The organism is Aciditerrimonas ferrireducens (assembly GCF_023130475.1).
GTDB lineage: Bacteria > Actinomycetota > Acidimicrobiia > Acidimicrobiales > UBA8190 > Aciditerrimonas > Aciditerrimonas ferrireducens.
The window spans coordinates 70,263-91,990 of record NZ_JAKHEX010000003.1 but is presented as its reverse complement, the minus strand read 5'-3'; the positions used below and the strand labels follow the sequence as shown (position 1 = coordinate 91,990).

24 protein-coding genes and 1 tRNA gene are annotated in these 21,728 nt (G+C 73.4%); 19 read left to right on the top strand and 6 right to left on the bottom strand.

Annotated features, from left to right (window positions below):
* Positions 1 to 100 precede the first annotated feature (100 nt).
* Positions 101 to 1,027 carry an IclR family transcriptional regulator gene (locus Acit_RS03345; RefSeq protein ID WP_248105681.1) on the top strand — a complete coding sequence of 309 codons (927 nt, stop codon included), beginning with the start codon at positions 101 to 103 and terminating at the stop codon, positions 1,025 to 1,027.
* A gap of 106 nt (positions 1,028 to 1,133) precedes the next feature.
* Here Acit_RS03345 and dtd read toward each other — a convergent pair whose 3' ends face one another.
* Positions 1,134 to 1,571 (bottom strand): D-aminoacyl-tRNA deacylase, encoded by a 438-nt coding sequence (gene dtd / locus Acit_RS03340; protein WP_248105679.1) that lies wholly within the window; start codon positions 1,569 to 1,571, stop codon positions 1,134 to 1,136.
* Between the two features lie 96 nt (positions 1,572 to 1,667).
* On the opposite strand from dtd, the gene Acit_RS03335 reads away from it, so the two are divergent.
* From Acit_RS03335 to Acit_RS03325, 3 genes are all read left to right on the top strand, one after another.
* Positions 1,668 to 2,114 carry a hypothetical protein gene (locus Acit_RS03335; protein ID WP_248105677.1) on the top strand — a complete coding sequence of 149 codons (447 nt, stop codon included), beginning with the start codon at positions 1,668 to 1,670 and terminating at the stop codon, positions 2,112 to 2,114.
* 176 nt (positions 2,115 to 2,290) lie between these two features.
* Positions 2,291 to 2,608, top strand: a complete 318-nt coding sequence (locus tag Acit_RS03330; protein ID WP_248105675.1) for a hypothetical protein — start codon at positions 2,291 to 2,293, stop codon at positions 2,606 to 2,608.
* A gap of 4 nt (positions 2,609 to 2,612) precedes the next feature.
* Positions 2,613 to 2,906 (top strand): DUF5615 family PIN-like protein, encoded by a 294-nt coding sequence (locus tag Acit_RS03325; protein WP_248105672.1) that lies wholly within the window; start codon positions 2,613 to 2,615, stop codon positions 2,904 to 2,906.
* A gap of 131 nt (positions 2,907 to 3,037) precedes the next feature.
* Here the strand turns inward: Acit_RS03325 and Acit_RS03320 are convergent.
* Positions 3,038 to 3,111, bottom strand: a tRNA-Ala gene (locus Acit_RS03320).
* A 275-nt stretch (positions 3,112 to 3,386) separates the two neighbouring features.
* On the opposite strand from Acit_RS03320, the gene Acit_RS03315 reads away from it, so the two are divergent.
* Together Acit_RS03315 and leuS are read left to right on the top strand one after the other, a co-directional pair.
* Entirely contained in the window at positions 3,387 to 3,788 is a 402-nt protein-coding gene (locus Acit_RS03315) for a flagellar export chaperone FliS (RefSeq protein ID WP_248105671.1), read from the top strand.
* 71 nt (positions 3,789 to 3,859) lie between these two features.
* Positions 3,860 to 6,343 carry a leucine--tRNA ligase gene (gene leuS / locus Acit_RS03310; protein ID WP_248105669.1) on the top strand — a complete coding sequence of 828 codons (2,484 nt, stop codon included), beginning with the start codon at positions 3,860 to 3,862 and terminating at the stop codon, positions 6,341 to 6,343.
* 116 nt (positions 6,344 to 6,459) lie between these two features.
* On the opposite strand, the gene Acit_RS03305 is transcribed toward leuS, so the two are convergent.
* The gene (locus tag Acit_RS03305; RefSeq protein ID WP_248105667.1) at positions 6,460 to 7,494 is read right to left on the bottom strand and encodes an LLM class F420-dependent oxidoreductase; all 1,035 of its coding nucleotides are present in this window, start codon (positions 7,492 to 7,494) and stop codon (positions 6,460 to 6,462) included.
* 148 nt (positions 7,495 to 7,642) lie between these two features.
* On the opposite strand from Acit_RS03305, the gene Acit_RS03300 reads away from it, so the two are divergent.
* Positions 7,643 to 8,155, top strand: a complete 513-nt coding sequence (locus tag Acit_RS03300) for a hypothetical protein (protein ID WP_248105666.1) — start codon at positions 7,643 to 7,645, stop codon at positions 8,153 to 8,155.
* 20 nt (positions 8,156 to 8,175) lie between these two features.
* On the opposite strand, the gene Acit_RS03295 is transcribed toward Acit_RS03300, so the two are convergent.
* Positions 8,176 to 9,120, bottom strand: coding sequence for a PAC2 family protein (locus tag Acit_RS03295; protein ID WP_248105665.1), 945 nt, complete (start codon positions 9,118 to 9,120; stop codon positions 8,176 to 8,178).
* Positions 9,117 to 10,199 carry a phosphotransferase family protein gene (locus tag Acit_RS03290; protein ID WP_248105663.1) on the bottom strand — a complete coding sequence of 361 codons (1,083 nt, stop codon included), beginning with the start codon at positions 10,197 to 10,199 and terminating at the stop codon, positions 9,117 to 9,119. Before Acit_RS03290 ends, Acit_RS03295 begins: the two co-directional genes overlap by 4 nt.
* A gap of 132 nt (positions 10,200 to 10,331) precedes the next feature.
* Here Acit_RS03290 and Acit_RS13440 point away from each other — a divergent pair, with 132 nt between their 5' ends.
* From Acit_RS13440 to holA, 3 genes are all read left to right on the top strand, one after another.
* Positions 10,332 to 11,039 carry a tetratricopeptide repeat protein gene (locus Acit_RS13440; protein ID WP_248105661.1) on the top strand — a complete coding sequence of 236 codons (708 nt, stop codon included), beginning with the start codon at positions 10,332 to 10,334 and terminating at the stop codon, positions 11,037 to 11,039.
* 52 nt (positions 11,040 to 11,091) lie between these two features.
* Entirely contained in the window at positions 11,092 to 12,000 is a 909-nt protein-coding gene (folP, locus tag Acit_RS03280) for a dihydropteroate synthase (RefSeq protein ID WP_248105660.1), read from the top strand.
* A gap of 68 nt (positions 12,001 to 12,068) precedes the next feature.
* Positions 12,069 to 13,067: a DNA polymerase III subunit delta gene (gene holA, locus Acit_RS03275; protein ID WP_248105659.1), complete on the top strand. Its 999-nt coding sequence runs from the start codon at positions 12,069 to 12,071 to the stop codon at positions 13,065 to 13,067.
* Here the strand turns inward: holA and rpsT are convergent.
* Positions 13,018 to 13,311, bottom strand: a complete 294-nt coding sequence (rpsT, locus tag Acit_RS03270) for a 30S ribosomal protein S20 (protein WP_248105658.1) — start codon at positions 13,309 to 13,311, stop codon at positions 13,018 to 13,020. The two genes, holA and rpsT, sit on opposite strands and share 50 nt — an antisense overlap.
* 108 nt (positions 13,312 to 13,419) lie before the next feature.
* On the opposite strand from rpsT, the gene lepA reads away from it, so the two are divergent.
* The 9 genes from lepA (at position 13,420) to ybeY (ending at position 21,719) form a co-directional block, all read left to right on the top strand.
* Complete coding sequence (gene lepA, locus Acit_RS03265; RefSeq protein ID WP_248105657.1) at positions 13,420 to 15,207, top strand: translation elongation factor 4; 1,788 nt, start codon at positions 13,420 to 13,422, stop codon at positions 15,205 to 15,207.
* A 394-nt stretch (positions 15,208 to 15,601) separates the two neighbouring features.
* Complete coding sequence (hrcA, locus tag Acit_RS03260) at positions 15,602 to 16,753, top strand: heat-inducible transcriptional repressor HrcA (RefSeq protein WP_248105651.1); 1,152 nt, start codon at positions 15,602 to 15,604, stop codon at positions 16,751 to 16,753.
* Positions 16,753 to 17,892, top strand: a complete 1,140-nt coding sequence (gene dnaJ / locus Acit_RS03255; protein WP_248105649.1) for a molecular chaperone DnaJ — start codon at positions 16,753 to 16,755, stop codon at positions 17,890 to 17,892. Before hrcA ends, dnaJ begins: the two co-directional genes overlap by 1 nt.
* Positions 17,893 to 17,896: 4 nt before the next feature.
* The gene (locus tag Acit_RS03250; RefSeq protein WP_248105647.1) at positions 17,897 to 18,712 is read left to right on the top strand and encodes an RsmE family RNA methyltransferase; all 816 of its coding nucleotides are present in this window, start codon (positions 17,897 to 17,899) and stop codon (positions 18,710 to 18,712) included.
* Positions 18,713 to 18,820: 108 nt separating this feature from the next.
* Positions 18,821 to 19,396 (top strand): transcriptional regulator, encoded by a 576-nt coding sequence (locus Acit_RS03245; RefSeq protein WP_248105645.1) that lies wholly within the window; start codon positions 18,821 to 18,823, stop codon positions 19,394 to 19,396.
* Between the two features lie 115 nt (positions 19,397 to 19,511).
* Positions 19,512 to 19,763 carry a helix-turn-helix domain-containing protein gene (locus tag Acit_RS03240; RefSeq protein ID WP_248105643.1) on the top strand — a complete coding sequence of 84 codons (252 nt, stop codon included), beginning with the start codon at positions 19,512 to 19,514 and terminating at the stop codon, positions 19,761 to 19,763.
* A 46-nt stretch (positions 19,764 to 19,809) separates the two neighbouring features.
* On the top strand, positions 19,810 to 20,181 hold the full coding sequence (locus tag Acit_RS03235) for a histidine triad nucleotide-binding protein (RefSeq protein WP_248105641.1): 372 nt from the start codon (positions 19,810 to 19,812) through the stop codon (positions 20,179 to 20,181).
* Between the two features lie 64 nt (positions 20,182 to 20,245).
* Positions 20,246 to 21,217 carry a PhoH family protein gene (locus Acit_RS03230; RefSeq protein ID WP_248105639.1) on the top strand — a complete coding sequence of 324 codons (972 nt, stop codon included), beginning with the start codon at positions 20,246 to 20,248 and terminating at the stop codon, positions 21,215 to 21,217.
* The gene (gene ybeY, locus Acit_RS03225; RefSeq protein WP_248105637.1) at positions 21,207 to 21,719 is read left to right on the top strand and encodes an rRNA maturation RNase YbeY; all 513 of its coding nucleotides are present in this window, start codon (positions 21,207 to 21,209) and stop codon (positions 21,717 to 21,719) included. The genes Acit_RS03230 and ybeY overlap by 11 nt, the downstream gene beginning before the upstream one ends.
* Positions 21,720 to 21,728: the final 9 nt, after the last annotated feature.

Below are 21,728 nucleotides of genomic sequence, written 5' to 3'. Positions count from 1 at the left end.
GTCCAGACCCGATATCGTCATCGTAAACGAGTCATGTCATGTAGCGCAAGACATCGTGTCGTTCCGTGGCGTTCGGGACGGCGCGGCCTACGATAGGGAGATGGTCGCCCAGCGGAAGGTCGGCAAGCCGGAGCCGGTCGCCGCAGGGCCTGTCGGCGCGGCGAGCGACGAGGCGAGAGAGGACCCGGCAGACGGGCTGGGGGGGAGCGGCGACGGTTCGGGCACGGCTGCGGTCGGGACGTCGGTCCGCAAGGCCCTGCGCATCGTCGAGGCCGTGGCCGAGCAGGGACCCATGGGAGCTGCCGAGCTGGCCCGGCGGATCGGGACGACCCGAGCCACGGCGCACCGCCTTGGGCGGGAGCTGCTGGCCTGCGGCTGGCTGACCCAGGGGGCCGACAGCCGGTTCCGTCTCGGCGCCCGGGCCTTCGCCATCTGCACCGCCCTGGGTCGGCTGGAGGTCCGGGAGGAGATCCTCGGGCTCCTCGGGGACCTGCGGGACCGGACCGAGGAGACGGTCCAGCTGACCGCCCGGATCGGTCAGGAGCTGGTCTACCTCGAGCAGCTCAGTTCGCCCCGGCCGGTGCTCTCGCTCGGACGGGTGGGGGAGCGGGTCCCGGTCCACAGCGTCTCGGGTGGGCTGGCGATCTTGGCCTTCGAGGACCCCGGGACCCAGGCCCAGCTGCTGCAGGGGCCGCTGGCCCGGCTCACCCCGGAGACGGTGAGCGACCCGGCCGAGTTGCGGGCTGAGCTGGAGGCCATCCGGACGCGGGGCTACGCCGTGAACCTGGGACGGCGGCGAAGCGACGTCGGTGGGGTGGGGGCGCCGGTTCTCGACGCCCGGGGCAGGCCGGTGGCCGCCGTCTCCGTCTGCGTACCGCTCTACCGGCTGGACGACGAGCGGGTGGCCCAGCTCGGGCCCGAGGTCCAGGCGACCGCCCGGGCGGTCGGCGCCCTGCTGCGCCTGGCTGGTTCGGCCGGTCCCTTGCCCTGGCCGGTCGGGCTCGTGGCGACCCAAGTGGCCGGCTGAGACCCGGCGTTCTGCTCGGTCGCCTCGGGCGGTCGGTCCGCACGACCACGGTCCGCTCTCGTCCGGTTCCGGGGGCGTGCGGGCTCCTTCAGGTCCCGAGGAGCCTTCAGGTCTCGAGGAGCACGGTGAAGGGTCCCTCGTTCACGAGGGCGACGGTCATGGTGGCCCCGAACCGGCCGGTGGCGACCTCGGCCCCATGGTCCCGGAGCTGGGCCACCACCCGCTCGACGAGCGGCTCGGCCTCCTCGGCGGGCGCGGCCGGCGCGAAGGACGGGCGCCGGCCCCGGGAGGTGTCGGCGTAGAGGGTGAACTGGCTGACGACGAGGAGGGGGAGGCCGAGGTCGGCCGCCGAGAGGTTCGGCCGGCCCTCGTGGTCCTCGAAGATCCGGAGCTGCCAGAGCCGCTCGGCCAGGCGGTCAGCCTGGGCAGGGCCGTCGCGGCGCCCCACCCCGACCAGCACGAGGAGGCCCGGGCCGATGGCCCCGAGGACCTGGCCCTCGACGCTGACCGATGCTCGGCTGACCCGTTGGACCACGGCGCGCACGGGGCCGACCGTAGCGGGGTGACCGCGATACCCCTCTGCCAGACTGCGCTGGTCCGAGCAGGGCGCTCGGGCGCTCAGGCGCTCGGGAGGTGTCCCATGGCAAGCGTCACCCCTCTTCGATCACCCCCGCCGCAGGCGTCGGGATCCCGGCCATGGTGGCAGCGGGTACGCCCGGCCGAGGCCGGGGTCGGGGCCTACTGCCTGGTGGCGCTCCTGGCCGGTTCCCTCGCCGGGGCCGGTCCCGGCTTGGTGCTCCTTGAAGTGCTGGTCCTGCGTCGACGGTGGCGGGCTGACCCGGGCGGGCAGCACGCAGATGCCTGGGAGCAGCGCCTGGCCCGGTCGGTCCTGGGCGCTGCCGTCGTGCTGCGAGAGGGCCTGGCCCGCCTCCTGGTGGTGGGGCTGGTGGTGGCCGCCGTGGCGCTGGCGTTGTTGGGCGCCGGCGCGCTGGTGGCGATTGAGACAGCCCACGGCGCAGCCCTGCTCGTCGGGATCGGGACGGCCATCGGCGTGGGGGTCCAGCAGCGCCGGCAGGGGACACGGTGACGGTCGAGCGGACCGTCGGGGCGCAGCCCCAGGCTGGTCTCGTTCGACTGCGCTGTAGAAGCTGTAGTGAAGGGGTGACGATGGCGAAAGGGCGGCCATTCAGCGTCCGTCTCGAGGAGGCAACCGAGCGGCTGGTCGAGGCTGAGGCACGTCGCACTCGGCGCTCAAAGAGCAAGGTGGCCGAGGTCCTTGCCGAGGAGGCAGCCCGATGTCGCCGCTTCCCGGGGATCGCGTTCCGGGGGGACGACGCCCGCAGACGGGCCTGGGTGATCGGCTCCGGCCTGGACGTGTGGGAACTGTGCCAGATGCTGGAGGACTTCGGTTCAGCGGAGGCACTGGTGGCCGAGACGCCGGTGACTCCACATCAGGTTCGTCTCGCCGTCGCGTACCGCACGGCCTATCCCGAGGAGATCAAGGAGGCTATCGCCGAGAACCGCCGGTCGGTCAGCGAAGGAAGGGAACTGTATCCGTGGGTGGAGTTCGCGGCTGGCTAGCGGAATGCGTCTCGTGCTCGACGCCCAACGCTCACCCAAGCGGATTGGCAGCGTCCTTGGTCGCCAGGGCCACGACGTCCTGTGCCTCGCTGCCGATCCCGTCCTCGGGGCCCTCGACGATCCCGAGGTCCTGGCACTGGCAGCGGAACAGGAGCGAGTCCTTGTCACGCGCAACGCTCGGGACTTCGCACCGTTGCTGCGGGAATCGGCCGAAGGAAATCGTCATCACGCCGGCTGCATCTTGATCTGGACGCTCGTCCACAACCAGTTCCACGCGACCGCCAGTGGCGTCGCTTGACTCCTCTGGGACCGGCCGACGCCGGAGCACTGGCGGGACCTCACGGTCGCCCTCTGAGCCCCGACGTTCTCGACCGCGGGCTGGTCCGCCCCGCACGGCTTCGACGCCGCTCCTCGGCGTGTTCGACCGGGTGGAGGCGAGGGGACTCGAACCCCCGAACCTCTTGACTGCCAGTCAAGCGCTCTACCAGCTGAGCTACGCCCCCGGGTGGGCCGTACCTTACCAGCCCCGTCGTCGACCGCTGACGGTCCACCCTTGGGCCCCGGAGCGGCCACGAGCAGTGGGGGTCAAGTGGGGCGGCGCTCGGGCCGATCATCTCGGTGGTCCGGGGCGGGCGCCTGCCTGGTGCGGGAGCCCGGGGCGGAGGGATCCCCAAGCGCAGGGCTCCCCCCGAAGAAGACAGGAGTGAGGAGGACGCGTGTCGGCAGCCCAGCGCAGTGCTCGTGCCGTCCAGGCCAGCCCGCCAGGGGACGGTCCGGCATGAGCGAGGCGGCCGAGGCGCTTCGGATCCGCTACCTCCGGGAGGCGGTCGAGACCGCCACGCCCGCCGAGCGGCTCCTCATGATCGTGGACCGGCTCTGCGTCGATCTGGACCGGGCCGCCGCCGCCCTGGCCAAGCGGGACTGGTTCGAGGCGAACCAGCGCCTGGTCCACGCCCAGGAGATCCTGCTGGTGCTCCACGACACCTTGGACCCGGCCCAGTGGGCGGCGGGGGAGCAGCTGAAAGCCCTCTACCGCTTCTGGCACGACGAGCTCGTGGCCGTCAACCTCCAGAAGGACGCCGAGCGGCTGGCCCCGGTCAGGGCCATGGTGCAGCAGCTCGCCGAGGCCTGGCGGGCCGCGGCCGCCCAGCTGGCCCAGGCCACTCCGGTCGGGCCCTGAGGCACCGGTCGCCGGCCGCCCGCGGCGCCCCGGGCGGGGGCCGGTGACCGACGGCTCGTAGACTTCCTCCGATGGCCCGGGCCTACGACGTGCAAGCGATCGAGCGGAAGTGGCAGGAACGCTGGGCGCAGCAGGGGACCTACCAGCTGGACCCCGACGACCCCCGGCCGCCGTGGTACGTGCTCTGCATGTACCCCTACCCCAGCGGCCCGGCCCACCAGGGCCACGTGCGGAACTACACCTTCGGGGACCTCCTGGTCCGCTACCGGACCATGCAGGGCTACGGGGTCCTGAGCCCCTTCGGCTTCGACTCCTTCGGCCTGCCGGCCGAGAACGCTGCCATCAAGACCGGCGAGCACCCCCGGTCCTTCACCGACGCCCGGATCGCTGAGCTGAAGGCCAGCGTCCTGGCCCTCGGCGCGGTCTACGACTGGCGCCGGGAGATCCGCAGCCACGATCCCCGCTACATGCGCTGGAACCAGCTCATCTTCCTGCGCTTCTTGGAGCACGGCCTCGCCTACCGGGCCTCGGCCCCGGTGAACTGGTGCCCGGGCTGCCAGACGGTCCTCGCCAACGAGCAGGTCCTCGCCGACGGGACCTGCGAGCGCTCGGGCGACCTGGTGGTCCAGCGGGACCTCGAGCAGTGGTTCTTCCGCATCACGGCCTACGCCGACGAGCTGCTCGCTGAGCTGGACCACCTGGAGTGGCCCGAGCGGGTCAAGACCATGCAGCGGAACTGGATCGGCCGCTCCGAGGGGGCCGAGATCGACCTGCCGGTGGTCGGGGCCGCCGACGGGGCCGCCCTGCGGGTCTTCACCACCCGGCCCGACACCGCCTTCGGCATGACCTTCGCCGTCGTGGCCCCCGAGCATCCCCTGCTGGACCGCCTGACCCAGCCGGCGCAGCGGGCGGCGGTCGAGGAGATCCGGGCCCTGGCCCAGCGCTCCTCCCAGCTGGAACGGACCGCGGCCGGGGACCCGGCGAGCCTGGAGAAGCGGGGCGCGCCGACGGGCAGCTCGGTCCTCAACCCCTTCACCGGCCAGCCCATCCCGGTCTACGTCGCCGACTACGTCCTCATGGGCTACGGCACCGGGGCGATCATGGCGGTGCCGGCCGAGGACGAGCGGGACTGGGCCTTCGCGCAGGCGCACGGCCTGCCGGTGGTCCGCACCACGAAGCCCCCCGAGGGGTTCGAGGGCGGGGCCTGGACCGGGGACGGGCCGAAGATCAACTCGGGCTTCCTCGACGGCCTCGACGTCGCCGCAGCCAAGGCCCGGGCCATCGAGTGGCTCGAAGCCGAGGGCAAGGGCCGGCGGGTCGTCCACTACCGGCTCCGGGACTGGCTGGTCTCCCGCCAGCGCTACTGGGGCTGCCCCATCCCCGTGGTCCACTGCCCGACGGACGGCATCGTGGGGGTCCCCGAGGACCAGCTGCCGGTCCTGGCCCCCGACGACGTCGAGTTCCGGCCCACAGGGGAGTCCCCCCTCGCCCGCCACGCCGGTTTCCGCCACACCACCTGTCCCCGCTGCGGCGGGCCGGCGGAGCGTGAGACCGACACCATGGACACCTTCGTCGACTCCTCCTGGTACTTCCTGCGCTTCTGCGACCCCTGGGCCGAGGACCGACCCTTCGACCCGGCTCTCGCAGCCCGCTACATGCCGGTCGACAACTACATCGGCGGCATCGAGCACGCCATCCTCCACCTGCTCTACGCCCGCTTCTTCACCAAGGCCCTCGTCGACGTGGGCCTGGCGCCCGGCGTGCCCCGGGAGCCCTTCGCCCGGCTCTTCACCCAGGGCATGATCCGGATGGACGGCACGAAGATGTCCAAGTCCAAGGGCAACCTCGTGGCGCCCCAGAAGTACTTCGAGACCGTCGGGGCCGACGCCCTGCGCCTCTTCCACCTCTTCGTCGGGCCGCCCACCGACGACGTGGACTGGACCGAGCAGACCGACGAGGTCATCGAGCACGGCTGCGGGGGCTTCCTCGAGCGGGTCTGGCGCCTCTGCGTCGAGCCCGAGGTGGCCAGCTGGCGGGAGGGGGACCCCGAGGAGCACGACCGGGAGCTCCTCCGCGGTGCCCACCGCCTGGTGGCCAAGGTCACCGAAGACATCGAGCGCTGGTCCTTCAACACTGCGGTGGCCGCCTGCATGCAGTTCAGCAACGACTGCGCCCGCTACCTCCGCACCGCCCCCGGTGGGCCCCACCGGGCCACCCTGGACGAAACCCTCGACCGGCTGCTCCTGGTGCTCGCCCCCATGACCCCCCACGTGGCGGCCGAGGCCTGGGAGCGGCGCCACGGCCCTGGTGCCGACATCCACCGCATGCCCTGGCCGAGTGCCGACCCCGAACTGGTCCGGCAGGACACGGTCACCTTGGTGGTCCAGGTCAACGGCAAGCTCCGGGACCGCCTGGCGGTCCCGGCGGACGCCGACGAGGACCAGGTGGTGGCGCTGGCCCTGGGCTCGCCCAAGGTGCTCGCGGCCCTCGACGGCCAGCAGCCCAAGCGCATCGTGGCCCGGCCACCGCGTCTGGTGAACCTGGTGGTGGGCTGAGGCGGACGGCCCTCGGGTCTCCGCCGGCCGTTGTGGAGTTTGTGTGTTTCGTTGAGAAAGCCGGACCACGAGGGCCCCGGGCCCCGGGCCTCGGGCCCTGAGCCCGGCTCGGCGGCTCAGGCGCTCCCCGAGTCCCGGCCCGGTGCGGCCCGCAGCTCGGCCACGATCCGCCGCCAGCCCTCGTCGGAGAAGGCGTAGGGCGCGTAGAAGCTCATGCGGTCGATGACGTCGCCGAAGCGCCGCAGGAGCTCCCCTGCCACCTTGTCGGGTTCGGCCACCACGGCGAAGGTCCGCAGGACCTCGTCGTCGACGGCCTGGCCCATCTCCTGCCACTTGCCCTGCTTGGAGAGCCGGTTGAGCTCCCGGTGGAGCTCCCCCCAGCCGTGGAGCTCGAGGACCGGCAGGTAGGCCGGGGTGGAGCCGTAGAAGGCGATCTGGTTCCGCACTGCGCTGGCCGCCGCGGCCATCTGCTGCTCGTCCTGGCCGGTCACGACCATGGCGGGGTAGGAGACCTGGACGTCCTGGCGGGTGCGGCCGGAGCGGGCCAGGCCGCGCTCGAAGGCCGGCAGGGTGACCTCCCGGAGGTAGCGCTCGGTGGTGAAGCCGTGGACGAGGAGCCCGTCGGCGACCTCGCCGGCGACCTCGGTCATGAGGGAGCCGACGGCCGCCAGGAACACCTTCGGGGGGCCGTAGGGGTTCGGGCCGGGGTTGAAGAACGGGGTCATGAGGCGGTGGGTGTAGAACTCGCCCCGGAAGTCCAGGGGGGCGTCCTCGTTCCAGCAGGCCCAGATGGCCCGCATGGCCTGGACGAACTCCCGCATGCGGGGGGCGGGGTGGGACCAGGGCATGGAGAAGCGCTTCTCGATGTGGGGCTTGATCTGGGAGCCCAGGCCGAGGAGGAGCCGGCCCTTGGCGTAGAGCTGGACGTCGTTGGCCACCATGGCCATGGTCATGGGGTTGCGGGCGAAGGCCACGGCGATGCCGGTGCCGAGCTGGATGCGCTCGGTGTGCTGGGCCGCGAGGGCCAGGGGCAGGAAGGGGTCGTGGCCGGTCTCGGGGCACCAGACCCCGGCGTAGCCGTCGGCCTCGGCCCGCTTCGCCACGCTGGCGGGGTCCTTGGGGTCGAAACCGATGCCGCTGTCGACCAGCATGGTCCACGCTCCTCTCTCAGGCCCCGAGGTCCGGGGGGCTGTGGGCGCACTGCCTAGCACAGGTCGCTTCCCCCGGCACCCTGAGCCCCGCTCCCCTTCAGGCACGAAAAGTAGTGACAAGGACTCGAAGAGTAGTTATCGTGGTGGGGTGGAGGTCGGGGCCGGCGGGGTGCGGATGACGGCGGCACGCGATCGGGCGACGACGGCCGCCCTGGAGGCCTTCCAGCGGGGCGCCCTGGCCGAGAGCGACTACCTGGAGCTGCTGGACCTCATCGGCCAGGCGCGAGAACCGGCCATGCTCGACGCCCTGGCCCGGCAGCTGGCCGGGTGGCCCGCCTGGGACCCCAGACGGGCCCTTCGGGCCGCCGGCTCGGCCCGACCGGAAGCGACGGAGACCGGGCCGCCCGGGGACGGCCCGACACGGCCACCGGCGGGGGGACGACGGCTGCTCGACCCGGTCGACCTGGCCCGGGCCCGCCAGGCCCACCGGGTGCGCCAGGGCCCGCTGGACCCACGGCTGGTCGCCCTGGTGGCAGTCCTGATCCTCGTGCTGGTCCTGGTGCTCCTGGGGGTGGTGCTGGCCCTGGTCGTCCAGCACGGCCACCCGACAGCCCTCGGCCTGCGGCCTGTCCTGGCCCGTCGGCCCGGCAGGGGGCGTTAGCCGCCAGTCCTCGCCGAGGGTCAAAGCGGTGGCGAGGGCCCCTCGGGGTCCTGGTCGTCGGACTCGCCGGGCCCGGTCCCGGGGAGCTGGCGGAGGTAGCGCTCGAGCTCCTCGGCGAGCTCGTCGCCGGTGGGGACCCGGGGCAGGTCGAGGGGGTTGCCCTCGAGGGCGTCGAGGTTCCGTTCGAGGGTCCGGACCATGGCGGTGTGCTCGGGGCTCTTGGCGATGAGCTCGTCGACCCGCTGGACGGCGACGTCGGCGGCCGCGTGGAGCTCGGTGGTGTCGAGGTCGAGCTGGGCCAGCTGGGCCAGGCCGTCGAGGAGGGCTGCCGAGGCGGCGGGGAAGGCCATGCCGGCCACGTAGTGGGGGACCCGGGCCCAGAGGCCGACCGCCGGGATCCCGGCGTCGCCGAGGGCCAGTTCGAGGACGTGCCAGATGCCGGCCGGGACCTCGAGGAGGCCAGGGACGGTGCCGACCTGGCGGACCAGCTCGGCGGAGGCGGGCGGCGCCGTGGCCGCCAGGCGGATCGGGCGGGTGTGGGGGGCCGGCGCGGGGAAGGCCCCGAGGCCCACGGTCAGCTCGACCCCGAGCTCCTGGGCCAGCTGGACGATGCTGGCGGCGAAGGGTTGCCAGGCGAAGTCCGGCTCGGGGCCGTGGAGGATCAGGACGTCCCGACCGGCGGCGTCGTGGGTGGCTCGGAGCTCGATGGTCGGCCAGCTGAGTCCCTGGACGAGCCCGTCGAGGAGCCGGACGGTGGGCCGCCGGGCCCGCCAGTCCAGAAGGGGATCGCCGGGGAAGCTGGCCAGGAGCTGGCTGGGGGCGGCCCGGAGGAGGGCCTGGATGGCACCCTCGGCCCCGAGGCCGGCGTCGACCCAGCCCTCGAGGGCCACGACGAGAACCGGCTGGTCGAGGGTCGGCCGCTGGTGCCAGTGGATCAGCTCGGCGGGGGTGGGCTCGGGGGTCACGGGCGCTTGAGGACCTCGAGGGCCCGCTCGGCCAGGTGGCCGACGGCCGGGCCCAGGCTGCTGACGTTGCTGCGGTCACCGGCCGCCGCCCCGGCGGCGTAGCGGGCGTGGACCCCCTGGAGGATGCAGGCCAGCTTCCAGTAGCCGAAGGCCATGAAGTAGGGCAGGTCCTCGGGTTCGGTGCCGCTGGTGGCCGCGTAGCGGGCCAGGAGCTCCTGGCGGCTGGGGAAGCCGGGGGCGGTGGTGGGCGAGACCCCGACGAGGGCCGGGGGTTCGCCGGGCTCGGCCCAGTAGACCATGAGGAGGCCCAGGTCGGCCCGGGGGTCCCCGAGGGTGCAGATCTCCCAGTCCAAGACGGCCCGGACCTCGCCGTCGGGACCCAGGATGGCGTTGTCCAGGCGGTAGTCGCCGTGGACGATGGCCGTGGCCCGCTGCTCGGGCACCCGGGCGGCCAGGCGCTCGTGGACCTCCTCGACCACGGCCGGCAGGGACTCGCCGGGCACCTCGGACTGGCGGAACTGGGTGATCCAGCGGCGGAGCTGGCGTTCCACGTAGCCCTCCCGGCGACCCAGGTCGCCGAGGCCGACGGCGTCGACGTCGATGGCGTGGAGCTCGGCCAGGACCTCGGCCAGGCGCAGGCCGGCCCGGTGGCGGGCTGCCTCGGGCAGCCAGCGGACGGCGCTCTCGGCGTCCCGGAGGACGTAGCCCTCGACGAAGGCCATGACGTAGAAGGGGCTGCCGTTGACCGCCGGGTCCTGGCAGAGGGCCAGGGGGGTCGGGACGGGCACGGCGCTGCCCTTCAGGGCCGAGAGGATGCGGTGCTCCCGGGCCATGTCGTGGGCGGTGGGCAGCACATGGCCGAGGGGCGGGCGCCGGAGGGCCAGCTGGCGACCGGCAGCGTCCCGGACCACGTAGGTCAGGTTCGAGCGGCCCCCGGCGACCAGCTCGAAGCGGAGCGGCAACTGCAGGTCGGGCAGCTGGGCGGCCAGCCAGGCGCTGACCCGGGGCACGTCGATCCCCTCGACGTCCTCCTGGGTCTGGGCCGGCGGGGAGCTCTTCGGGGCCTCCTGGCTGGTCATGCCCGGCACGCTATCGCCCCTGGCCAGCGCCGTCGCCGAAGGGCAGCGGCCCGGTCGCTGCCGGGGGGCCGCTGCCGCGAAGCCTCTTGGCAGCCCTGTCGGCGCCAGCTGGCGAGCCGGTAGGGTCGGGGCGTGGCTGACGTGACCGATGCGACCTTCGAGACGGCCGTCCTGGCCCGTTCGGAGGAGGTGCCCGTCGTGGTGGACCTCTGGGCCCCCTGGTGCGGGCCCTGTCGGGTCCTCGGGCCCATCCTGGAGCGGGTGGTGGCCGAGACCAACGGGGCGGTCGAGCTGGCCAAGGTGAACGTCGACGAGAACCCCCAGGTGGCCGCCAGCTTCCAGGTCCAGTCCATCCCGGCGGTCTACGCCGTGGTGAAGCGCCAGGTGGTGGACGGCTTCATCGGTGCCCTGCCCGAGGCCCAGGTCCGGGAGTTCGTGGCCCGGCTGCGGCCCGAGCCGAGCGAAGCCGACCGGCTCGCGGCCCAGGGCGACGAGGCGTCACTGCGGCGGGCCCTGGAGCTCCAACCGGACCACCCGGGGGCGGTGGTGGGCCTGGCCCGCCTGCTGGTCGAGCAGGGCAAGCCCGAGGAGGCCCTGGAGCTCTTGGCTCGGATCCCCGAGACGGCCGAGGCCAAGCAGGTGGCGGCCGAGGCCCGCTTGGCCAAGGCCCACGTCGAGGTGCCCGCCGGTGGGGTCGAGGAGCTCCTCGGGCAGCTCCTGGAGCGGGTCAAGGAGGACGAGGCGGCCCGGCAGGAGTTCCTGGACCTGCTCGAGACCCTGGGCCCCGAGGACCCCCGGACGGCCAGCTACCGCAAGCAGCTGGCGGCCCGCCTCTTCTGAGCTCTGAGCCGTCGGCGCCAGCCGAGGGTCGGCAGGACACGGGGACGCAACGGTGGCCGCGTACGGGTGGGACCCGGCGGTCGCGCCGACCGGGCAGCTGCGCCTGGGCACCCGGCGCTACGACCTGACCAGCCGGGCGCTCGTGATGGCCGTGCTGAACCGGACCCCGGACTCCTTCTACGACAAGGGGGCCACCTTCGCCTTCGACGCCTTCTTGCGGCGCGCCGAGCAGGTGGTGGCCGAGGGTGCCGACCTGCTGGACGTCGGGGGGGTGAAGGCCGGGCCGGGGCCCGAGGTCAGCCTGGCCGAGGAGCTCGACCGGGTGGTGCCGGCGGTCGAGGCCCTGGTGGCCCGCTTCGACCTGCCGGTCTCGGTGGACACCTGGCGTGCCGAGGTGGCCGCCGCCTGCTTCGAGGCCGGGGCGGTCCTCGGCAACGACATCAGCGGGTTCGCCGACCCCGACTACCTCCCGGCCGCGGCCAAGGCCGGGGCCAGCGTGGTCTGCACCCACATCCGGCTCGCCCCCCGGGTCCCGGACCCCGAGCCCCACTACGAGGACCTTCTGGGGGAGGTCCGGGCCTTCTTGCTCGAGCGAGCTCAGCGGGCCGAGCGGGCCGGCCTCGGATCCGACCAGATCGTCCTCGATGCCGGCCTCGACCTGGGCAAGACGGCCAGCCAGTCCCTGGCCCTGCTCCGGGTCTCGGGCCAGCTGGCCCAGCTCGGCTACCCCCTGCTGCTCTCGGCCTCGAACAAGACCTTCCTCGGGGTCCTCCTGGACCTCCCGGTCGACCGCCGCGGCGAGGCCTCCCTCGCGGCGGCGGCGCTCGGGATCATCCGTGGCTGCCGGGTCCTGCGGGTCCACGACGTGGCCCGGACCCGCCAGGTCCGCGACTGCCTGGCTGCCCTCCTCGACGCCCAGACCGTGTCCTCGCCGACCGCAGCCGAGGGCCGGCCCCGGTGAGCCCCGGCAGCCGGGCTTCCGGCAGCCGGGGATCGGGCGCAGCTGCCCCTGGGGCTGGCGCCGGCCGGGTGGTACTGGTGCGCGGCGAGGACCCGGCGGTGGTCGCCGGGGAGCTGCGGGCGGTAGTCGAGGAGCTCCTGGAGGGCCGGGACCGAGGGATGGTGGTCGAGGAGCAGGGCGGGGGCGGAGAGGAGCTGTCCCTCGCAGCGGTCCTCGACGGTCTGGGGACCCCGCCGTTCCTCGCCGACCGTCGGATCCTGGTCGTCCGGGGGGCGGGCCGGCTGAGCACCGCCGAGGGCCGCCAGCTCGCCGAGGCCCTGGGCGGCCTGGCCGAGGGGGTCTGGCTGGTCCTGGAGGGCAGCGGCGGGACGGTCCCCGAGCCCCTCGTCCGCGCGGTTCGCGAGGCCGGCGGCTCGGTGGTGGAGCGGAGCCTGCGGGCCCGGGGCGCTCGGCAGGAGGCCTGGGCCGCGGTTCTCGGCCGCTCCCCGGTCCGGCTGACCCCTGACGCCCGAGCCCTCCTCGAGCAGCACCTGGGCGACGAACTGGGCCGGGTGGAGGGGATCCTGGCCGGGGCGGCGGCCGCCTTGGGGCCAGGGAGCCGGGTGGGGGCCGACGACCTGCTGCCCTACCTGGGGGCGGCCGGGGGGACCCAGCCCTGGGCCCTGACCGATGCCCTGGAGGCCGGGGACCTCCCCGGGGCCCTCCGGGCCCTCCACCGGCTCCTCGACGGTGGTCAGCTCCACCCCCTGGCGGTCCTGAAGATCCTCGAACGCTGGGCCGACCTGCTGCTCTCGGTCGAGGGGGGGGCGTGGGGCACGCCCGAGGAAGCCGCCACGGCCCTCGGCGCCCGCTCGAGCTACCCGGTCCAAAAGGCCCTGCGGCACGCTGGCCGGCTCAGGCCCGAGGGTGTCCACCGGGCTCTCGCCCTGGTGGCCCAGGCCGACCTCGACCTCAAAGGGGCCAGCGGCCTGCCGCCCGAGGTCGTCCTCGAGGTGCTGGTCGCTCGCCTGGCTCGGCTCAGTCGCCGGCCGGCGACTCGCCCGACTGGGCGGCGCTCAGGGCGGTGATCCTCCGCATGAGCCGCGACTTACGGTTCGCGGCCTGGTTCTTGTGGATGATGCCCTTGGCCGCCGCCTTGTCGATCCGCTTCACCGCCAGGCGCAGCAGCTCCGGGGTCTGCTCGGCCCCCGACTGCGCCGCCTGCAGTGCCCGCTTCGTCCGGGTCCGCAGCTCGGAGCGCACCGACTTGTTGCGGAGGCGCCGACGCTCGTTCTGACGGTTCCGCTTGATCTGGCTCCGAATGTTGGCCACGGCAGGTCCTCGTCCTCAAGGGCTGGCTGGAGCTGACCGGCCGGGTGCCGGGGCTCGCCGGAAGGCGGGGCAAGACTAGCAGGCCCCAGCCACTACGCTGCCCTCGCCGTGCTCCCCGCCAGCTCGATCCGGAACTTCTCCATCATCTCCCACGTCGACCACGGCAAGTCCACGCTCTCGGACCGGATCCTGGAGCTGACCCAGGCCGTGGACCCCCGGCTGATGCGGGAACAGTTCCTCGACTCGATGGAGATCGAGCGCGAACGGGGCATCACCATCAAGGCCCAGAACGTCCGGGTCCACTGGAAGGACCACTGGCTCCAGCTCATCGACACCCCCGGGCACGTCGACTTCGGCTACGAGGTCAGCCGGTCCCTGGCCGCCTGCGAGGGGGCCGTCCTACTGGTCGACGCCTCCCAGGGGATCCAGGCCCAGACCCTCGCTACCTGCTACCAGGCCCTCGAGCACGACCTCGAGATCGTGGCTGCCCTCAACAAGATCGACCTGCCGGCGGCCGACCCCGAGCGCTGCGCCGAGGAGCTCGAGCGCGTCCTCGGCATCCCCGCCGACCAGGTCCTGCAGATCTCGGCCAAGACCGGCCAGGGCGTGCCGGAGCTGCTCGACGCGGTGGTGGCCCGGGTGCCTCCCCCGACCGGGGACCCCGAGGCCCCCCTGCAGGCCCTGATCTTCGACTCGGCCTACGACCAGTACCGGGGGGTGGTCAGCTCCATCCGGGTGGTCAACGGGGTCCTGCGTACCGGCCAGCGGGTCCGGTTCTTCCAGGCCGGCACGGTCCACGAGGTCGAGGAGCTCGGCATCCGGACCCCCGAGCCCCGGCGGGTCGACGAGCTCGGACCCGGCGAGGTGGGCTACCTCATCGCCGGGGTCAAGGATGTCGGGGGGGCCCGCTCGGGCGAGACCGTCACCGACGCCCAGCGGCCGGCCGCCGAGCCCCTGGCCGGCTACCGGGACCCCAAGCCCATGGTCTTCTGCGGCCTCTACCCCATCGACGGGGACCAGCTGCCCGAACTGCGGGAAGCCCTGGAGAAGCTCAAGCTGAACGACGCCTCCATCAGCTTCGAGCCCGAGTCCTCCGGGGCCCTCGGCTTCGGCTTCCGCTGCGGCTTCCTCGGTCTGCTCCACATGGAGATCGTCCGGGAACGCCTCGAGCGGGAGTTCGGCCTCTCCCTCATCGCCACCGCCCCCTCGGTGGCCTACCGGGCCCAGCTGACCGACGGCTCCAGCGTGACCTTCGAGAACCCCTCCGAGATGCCCGAGCCCTCCCGGATCGCCCAGATCGAGGAGCCCATGCTCCGGGCCAGCATCATCGCCCCGGCCGAGCACACCGGGGCGGTCATGGAGCTCTGCCAGGCCCGCCGGGGGGAGCTCGAGGGCATGGACTACCTCTCCCCCGAGCGCGTCGAGCTCCGCTACCGCATCCCTCTCGCCGAGGTGGTCGTGGACTTCTTCGACCAGCTGAAGAGCCGCACCAAGGGCTACGCCAGTCTCGACTACGAGCCGGCCGGCACCCAGGTGGCGAACCTGGTCAAGGTCGACCTGCTCATCAACCACGTCCCCGTCGACGCCTTCTCGACCATCGTCCACCGCAGCCAGGCCGAGGCCTACGGGCGGCGGATGGTCGAGAAGCTCCGGGAGCTCATCCCGAGGCAGCTCTTCGACGTGCCCATCCAGGCGGCCATCGGGGGGCGGGTCATCGCCCGGGAGACGGTGAAGGCCAAGCGCAAGGACGTCCTGGCCAAGTGCTACGGCGGTGACGTCACCCGCAAGCGCAAGCTCCTCGAGCGCCAGAAGGAGGGGAAGAAGCGCATGAAGACCATCGGCCGGGTCGAGGTGCCCCAGGAGGCCTTCGTCGCTGCCCTCCGCATCGACGACTAAGGCCGGCGGCGGCGGCGCCGGCGTGAGCGGGGGCGGAGGGCAGGGGTGGCCGGCGGGGTGGGCCTGGCCGGTCGAACCCTTTGCACACAAACTCCACAACAGCCGCTTCATCGCCGCGTTCAGTGGTGATCTCGGGGGATCATCCCTGCCACACGGTCGTCCTGGGTCATCGACGCCCACGATGCGTGATTCACACGAACTCCACAATCGTCGTCCGAACCCCCGCACCCGCCTCCTCCGGCGGCTCCCGTGCCTCGCCTAGCAGTCGGTACACTCGAGTGCCAGGACGTCGAGGGCAACACGCACCACAGGTGCCGGACCCCAGACCGTGGGAGCTCGTGGCCGGTGGGCCGAGGGCGGGGTTCGGGCGAGGAGCCAGGGGCAGTGAGCAAGGATGGCTGAGCGGGCAGAGCGACCGTCGGGCCGGCGAGCCGAGCGCCCTGAGGCGCGGCCGGAACTCGACGAGCGCAAGGCCGCCATCCTGAACGCCGTGGTGGCCGAGTACATCGAGACGGCCCAGCCAGTCGGCTCGGCCCACGTGACCCGTCGGCCAGGGATCGACGTGTCGGCCGCCACGGTGCGCAACGAGATGGCCAGCCTGGAGCGGGAGGGGTTCCTCGTGCAGCCCCACACCTCGGCCGGCCGGATCCCGACCGACAAGGGGTACCGGTTCTTCGTGGACCACCTGGCGACCAGCCAGGGGGCCCTCGACGAGTCCCAGCGCCAAGAGGTGCGGCGCTTCTTCGCCGAGGTCCACGGCGAGGTCGAAGAGCTGCTGTCGCGCACCTCGGGCCTGCTGACGGAGCTGACGAACTACGCGACCGTGGTGGTGGGGCCGCGCCACGAGCAGGCACCGGTGCGCTCGGTGCAGCTGGTAGGCCTGGCGCCGACGGTGGCCCTGCTGGTGGTGGTCCTGGGCGACGGGGCGGTGGAGAAGCGGACCCTGGAGTTCGCCGAGGAGGTTTCCGAGGCGGCCCTGGGCGGGGCCACCGCCCACCTGGCCCGGTCCTGGACCGGCCGGACCCTGGGCCAGCTGGCCCGGGAGGGCGTGGGGTCGAGCGGGGACCCCGTGGTCGACCGGATCGGGAAGGCGGCGGCCGAGGCGATCGCCGCGCTGGCCGAGGGGCCCGAGGCCGAGCAGGTCTTCGTGGGCGGCTCGTCCCGGGTGGCCTCGGCCTTCGACGCCGTGGAGACGGTCCGCTCGGTGCTGGCCATCTTGGAGCAGCAGCTGGTGGTGGTCGAGCTCATCGAGGAGGTCCTGGACCGGGGGTTGTCGGTGGCCATCGGGGCGGAGCACGGCTTCGAACCGCTGGCCTCCTGCGCGCTGGTGGTGTCGCCGGTCGAGGTCCAAGGGGAGACGACGGGGGTCATCGGCGTCCTTGGGCCGACCCGCATGAACTACCCGCGGGCCTTGGCGGCGGTGCAGCTGGTGGGCGAGCAGCTGAGCAGCCGGATCGCCCAGGTGCTGGGGGCCGAGGGGCCTGGGCGCTTCACGTCGGGCGGACGAGGCGACCAGGGTGGCCGACGGGGCGTAGGGTCGAGCTGATGGCCAAGGCGGTGGACTACTACGAGCTCCTGGGCGTCCGGCCAGACGCCAGCGAGGAGGAGATCAAGCGGGCCTACCGCCGGCTGGCCCGGCAGCTGCACCCCGACAGCACCGGCGGAGACCCCGAGGCCGAGGCGCGGTTCAAGGAGGTGACCCGGGCCTACGAGGTCCTGCGGGACCCCGAGCGGCGGGCCCGCTACGACCGCTACGGGCCCGAGGGGACCGACGGGTCGGCGGGGCCGGGGGGCGTGGGTTTCGACCCCTTCGGCTCGGGTGGCCTGGGCGACCTGTTCGACGCCTTCTTCACCATGGCCGGCGGGGGCCGCCCGGGGCGGGCCCGGTCGGGACCGGTGCGAGGGGCGGATGCCGAGGTGGTCCTGGACTTGCGCTTCGAGGAGGCGGTCTTTGGGGCCCGCAAGGAGCTGACCCTGGAGACCCTGGTGACCTGCGAGACCTGCGGGGGCTCGGGGGCTCGGCCGGGGACGACCCCGGTGCGCTGCCCGGAGTGCGGGGGCAGCGGCGAGCTGCACCGGGTCCGGCAGTCGATCCTGGGGCAGGTCGTGACCGCAGTGACCTGCCCGCGGTGCCGAGGGGTTGGGGAGGCCATCACGACGCCGTGCCCGAGCTGCCAAGGCGAGGGGCGACGGGCGGCCAGCAGCAGCATCACGGTGGAGGTGCCGGCCGGGGTCGACGACGGGGCCACGCTTCGGGTGGCCGGACGGGGGCAGGCCGGGCCGCGGGGCGGACCGCCAGGGGACCTCTACGTGCACCTGCGGGTGGCTCCCGACGAGCGCTTCGCCCGGCGGGGGGACGACCTGGTGGCCAACCTGCACGTGACCATGGCCCAGGCTGCCCTGGGGACGGTGGTGGAGGTCGAGACGCTCGACGGCAGCGAGCGGGTCCAGGTGCCCCCGGGGACCCAGACCGGCACGGTGGTACGGCTGCGGGGCAAGGGCGTGCCCCACGTCCGGGGCCGGGGCCGGGGCGATCTGCTGGTGCATCTGGTGGTGGACACGCCGACCGACCTGACCAAGCCCCAAGAGGAGCTCCTGCGGCGCTTCGCGGCCGAGCGAGGCGAGCCGGTCGGCCAGGGGCAGCACGAGGGGTTCCTGGCCCGGCTGAAGGCCGCTTTCGGCTGAGACGGTGGCCTTCGACGAGGGTCGCTGGCCGGCGTCGGCTGGGGCTAGCGCGGCGGTCCTGGTCGATGATCTGGGAGAGCCTGCGCTGGGTCCTGACGGGCAGCACCACCTGGCGCGGGTTCTGCGGCTTGCGCCGGGCAGTCCGGTGGTGGCGCTGGACGGCCGGGGCGGCTGGCGGCGCTGCCGGCTGGCCGGGGAGGGAAGCCGGGCCGGGCTGGAGCCCGATGGGCCGATGGTGTGGGCCCCGCGGCTGCACCCCGAGCTGACCGTGGGACTGCCCCCGGTGAAAGGGGAGCGGACGGAGTGGGCGGTCCAGAAGCTGACCGAGCTGGGGGTGGACCGGATCGTGCTGCTCCGGACCCAGCGGGGCGTGGTGCGGGTCGAGGGGCAGCGGGCGGAGCGGTACGTGGCGCGGCTGCGACGGGTGGCCGAGGCGGCCCTCTGCCAGAGCCGGGGGGCCTGGTTGCCGGCGGTGCTGGGCCCGATGTCCCTGGCCGAGCTGGACGAGCTGCTGGGGGCCGAGGGGCAAGGTCCTGCGGCCGTGTGCGTGCCCGGGGCCGCCGGGGTGCCGAGCCTGGCCGAGCCGGCGGTGCTGGTGGGGCCCGAGGGCGGCTTCGTGGTCGAGGAGCTCCTCGGCCCGAGAGGCCAGCCCCGGGCGGCGCTGGACCTCGGGCCGACGATCCTCCGGGTGGAGACGGCGGCGGTGGCGGTGGCGAGCCGGCTGTGCGGGCTGCGCTTCGAAGCCGAGAAGGAGCGAGGCGTGACCGGTGCTGTGCCGCCACCCGGGCTTCGTCTGCGCGATGCTTGCGCTGGCCACTGAGCGTGGGGAAGACTGCAGGTGCCGTGCGGTTCGCCGCCGTAAGGGCGGTGGGGGGACGGTGCGCAACGGCGAGGGACCGCAGGAGCGGTCGGACCAGACGAGGATGCCATGACGATGGTGAACCAGCCGCTGTCGGCCGACGAGGACCAAGAAGAGGAAGCTGCTCGAGCGGCCTACGCCCGGGCGGTGGGCTCGCGGCTGCGGGCCGTGCGGAAACAGATGCGGTTGTCGTTGCAGGCCGTGGAGGCCATGTCGGAGCAGGAGTTCAAGGCGTCGGTCCTCGGGGCCTACGAGCGGGGCGAGCGGGCGATCTCTGTGCCCCGGCTGCAGCGGCTGGCGCGGCTCTACGACGTGCCGGTGGACCAGCTGCTGCCCCAGGACGAGGACGACGACCGTTGGGGCGGGGCCGAGGCCAGCCCGGTGGCGCGGCGGCCGGCACGGCCTTGGGACGGCCAGGAGAAGGTCACCATCGACCTGACGAAGCTGAACACGGTGAGCGGGCCGGAGCGGGACCTGCTGCGGCGGTTCCTGAGCATGATCCAGGTCCAGCGGCAGGACTTCAACGGTCGGATGATCACCATCCGTTCGGAGGACCTCCGGGCGATCGCCTGCCTGTTCGGGGTGACGCCGGACGCCATGAGCCGTCGGCTCGACGAGCTGGGCCTGCGGGTCTCGGCGCCCTGAGGCTCCTTCGGATCGCTGGACGCGGCTGGTCGAGCGGGTCCGCTGGCTACGATGACCGGGCGCGGCGGTGCCTGGCGGGGCGGCTGGGCGCGAGTCGGCAGGCCCCTGGGAGACCATGAGCGAACGGATCCAGTGGATGAGCACGAAGGAGGCGGCGGAGCACCTGGGGGTGACGCTGCGGAGCCTCTACCGGTTCATCGACGAGGGGTCGCTGCCGGCCTACCGGTTCGGCCGGGTCATCCGGCTGAAGGAGGAGGACGTGGAGCGCTTCATCGAGTCCTGCCGGATCGCGCCGGGCAGCCTGGAGCACCTCTACCCGGAGCTGAAGGGCCAGGGGCAGGGCCGGAACCAGGCGGTGCGGTCGTGACGAGGACGGCTGGGGCCGGCCACTGGGGTTGCGGGGAGGTGGTCGGGTGAGCGCCGAGGCGTCCTCGGGCGGTTCGTCCGACTGCCTGTTCTGCGGGATCGTGGCCGGCCGGGTGCCGGCCGCCGTGGTGGCCGAGAACGCCCAGGGCCTGGCGTTCCGGGACATCAACCCGCAGGCGCCGGTCCACGTGCTGGTGGTGCCGAAGGCCCATGTGGAGAACGCGGCGGCCCTCGAAGCCGAGCACGGGTCGCTGCTGGCCGACCTGTTCGTGCTGGCCCGCCAGGTGGCGGCGCAGGAGGGGGTCTTGGACTCGGGGTATCGGCTGGTGGCGAACGTCGGGGCGGACGCCTTGAACTCGGTGGGGCACCTGCACCTGCACGTGCTGGGTGGCCGACGGTTGGGCTGGCCGCCGGGTTGAGGCCGGTGCCCCTGGACCCCGAGACGGCCCGCCGGGTCGGCTGGTAGCCTGAGCTCGAGCGCCCGTGTCCGCCACCTCGGTCAAGATCCTCGTCCCGGGCAACCACCTCATGGTGGGTCTGCTGGGGCAGCACGACGAGCTGCTGCGGGTCGTCGAGGATGCCTTCCCCGGTGCGCGGATCGTGGTCCGGGGCAACGAGATCAGCGTGGACGGGCCGGAGGCCGAGCGGGTGGGCCAGCTGTTCGAGGAGCTGGTCGCCCTGGTGGGCAAGGGTCAGCGGCTGGACGCGGCGGACGTGGGCCGGAGCATCCGGATGGTGAAGGACGACCTTCGGCCCTCCGAGGTGCTGGCCACCGAGCTCCTGCGCGCTGCTCGGGGGCGGAGCGTGCGGCCGAAGACCGCCGGGCAGAAGCGCTACGCAGACGCCATCGCCCGGCACACGGTGACCTTCGGGATCGGCCCGGCGGGGACCGGCAAGTCCTACCTGGCGGTGGCCCTGGCGGTGCAGGCCCTCCAGGGCCGGGAGGTGGAGCGGATCATCCTGACCCGGCCGGCGGTCGAGGCGGGGGAGCGGCTGGGGTTCCTGCCGGGGGACCTCATGGCGAAGGTCGACCCGTACCTGCGGCCCCTCTACGACGCGCTCTTCGACCTGGTGGGGGCTGAGGGCACCCAGCGGCTGCTGGAGCGGGGCACGGTCGAGGTGGCTCCCCTGGCCTTCATGCGGGGACGGACCTTGAACCGGAGCTTCATCATCCTGGACGAGGCCCAGAACACGACGCCGGAGCAGATGAAGATGTTCCTGACCCGGATCGGCTTCGGCTCGAAGGCGGTGGTGACCGGGGACGTGACCCAGGTGGACGTGCCCGGGGGACGCTCGGGCCTGCTGGGCCTGGCCGACGTTTTGGGCGGGGTCGAGGGGATCGCCTTCGTGGAGCTGGACAACCGGGACGTGGTGCGGCACCGGATCGTGGCCGACATCGTGGCGGCCTACGAGCGAGCCGAGCAGGGCGGGAGGGGCGCGTTCCGTGCCGGTTGACGTCTTTTGCGCCGACGAGCAGGCCGACCGGCCGGTAGCCATCGAGCGCTTCGCCGAGCTGGCCCGGGGGGCCTTGGCCGCCGAGGGGGTGGTGGCCGACGCCGAGGTCTCGCTGCTGTTCGTGGACGAGGCCACGATCGCCGAGCTGAACGACCGTTTCCTCGGACGCGAGGGGCCGACGGACGTCCTGGCGTTCCCCATCGACGACGAGCCCCAGGTCCGGGGCCGCTCCCCGGACGCCGGTGGGCCCGGCCCGGGTGACAGTGGGGAGCCGGACGACGAGGAAGTGCCGGTGCTGCTGGGCGACATCGTGGTCTGCCCGGCGGTGGCCGAGCGGAACGCTGCCGAGCACGGGGTGAGCTTGGAGGACGAGCTGGCCCTCTTGGTCGTCCACGGGGTGCTGCACCTGCTGGGCATGGACCACGAGCAGGACGAGGAGGCCGAGCGGATGGAGCGCCGGGAGCAGGAGCTCTTGGACCTGCTCTACCGCCGGCCCGGCTGAGGCCGGGCG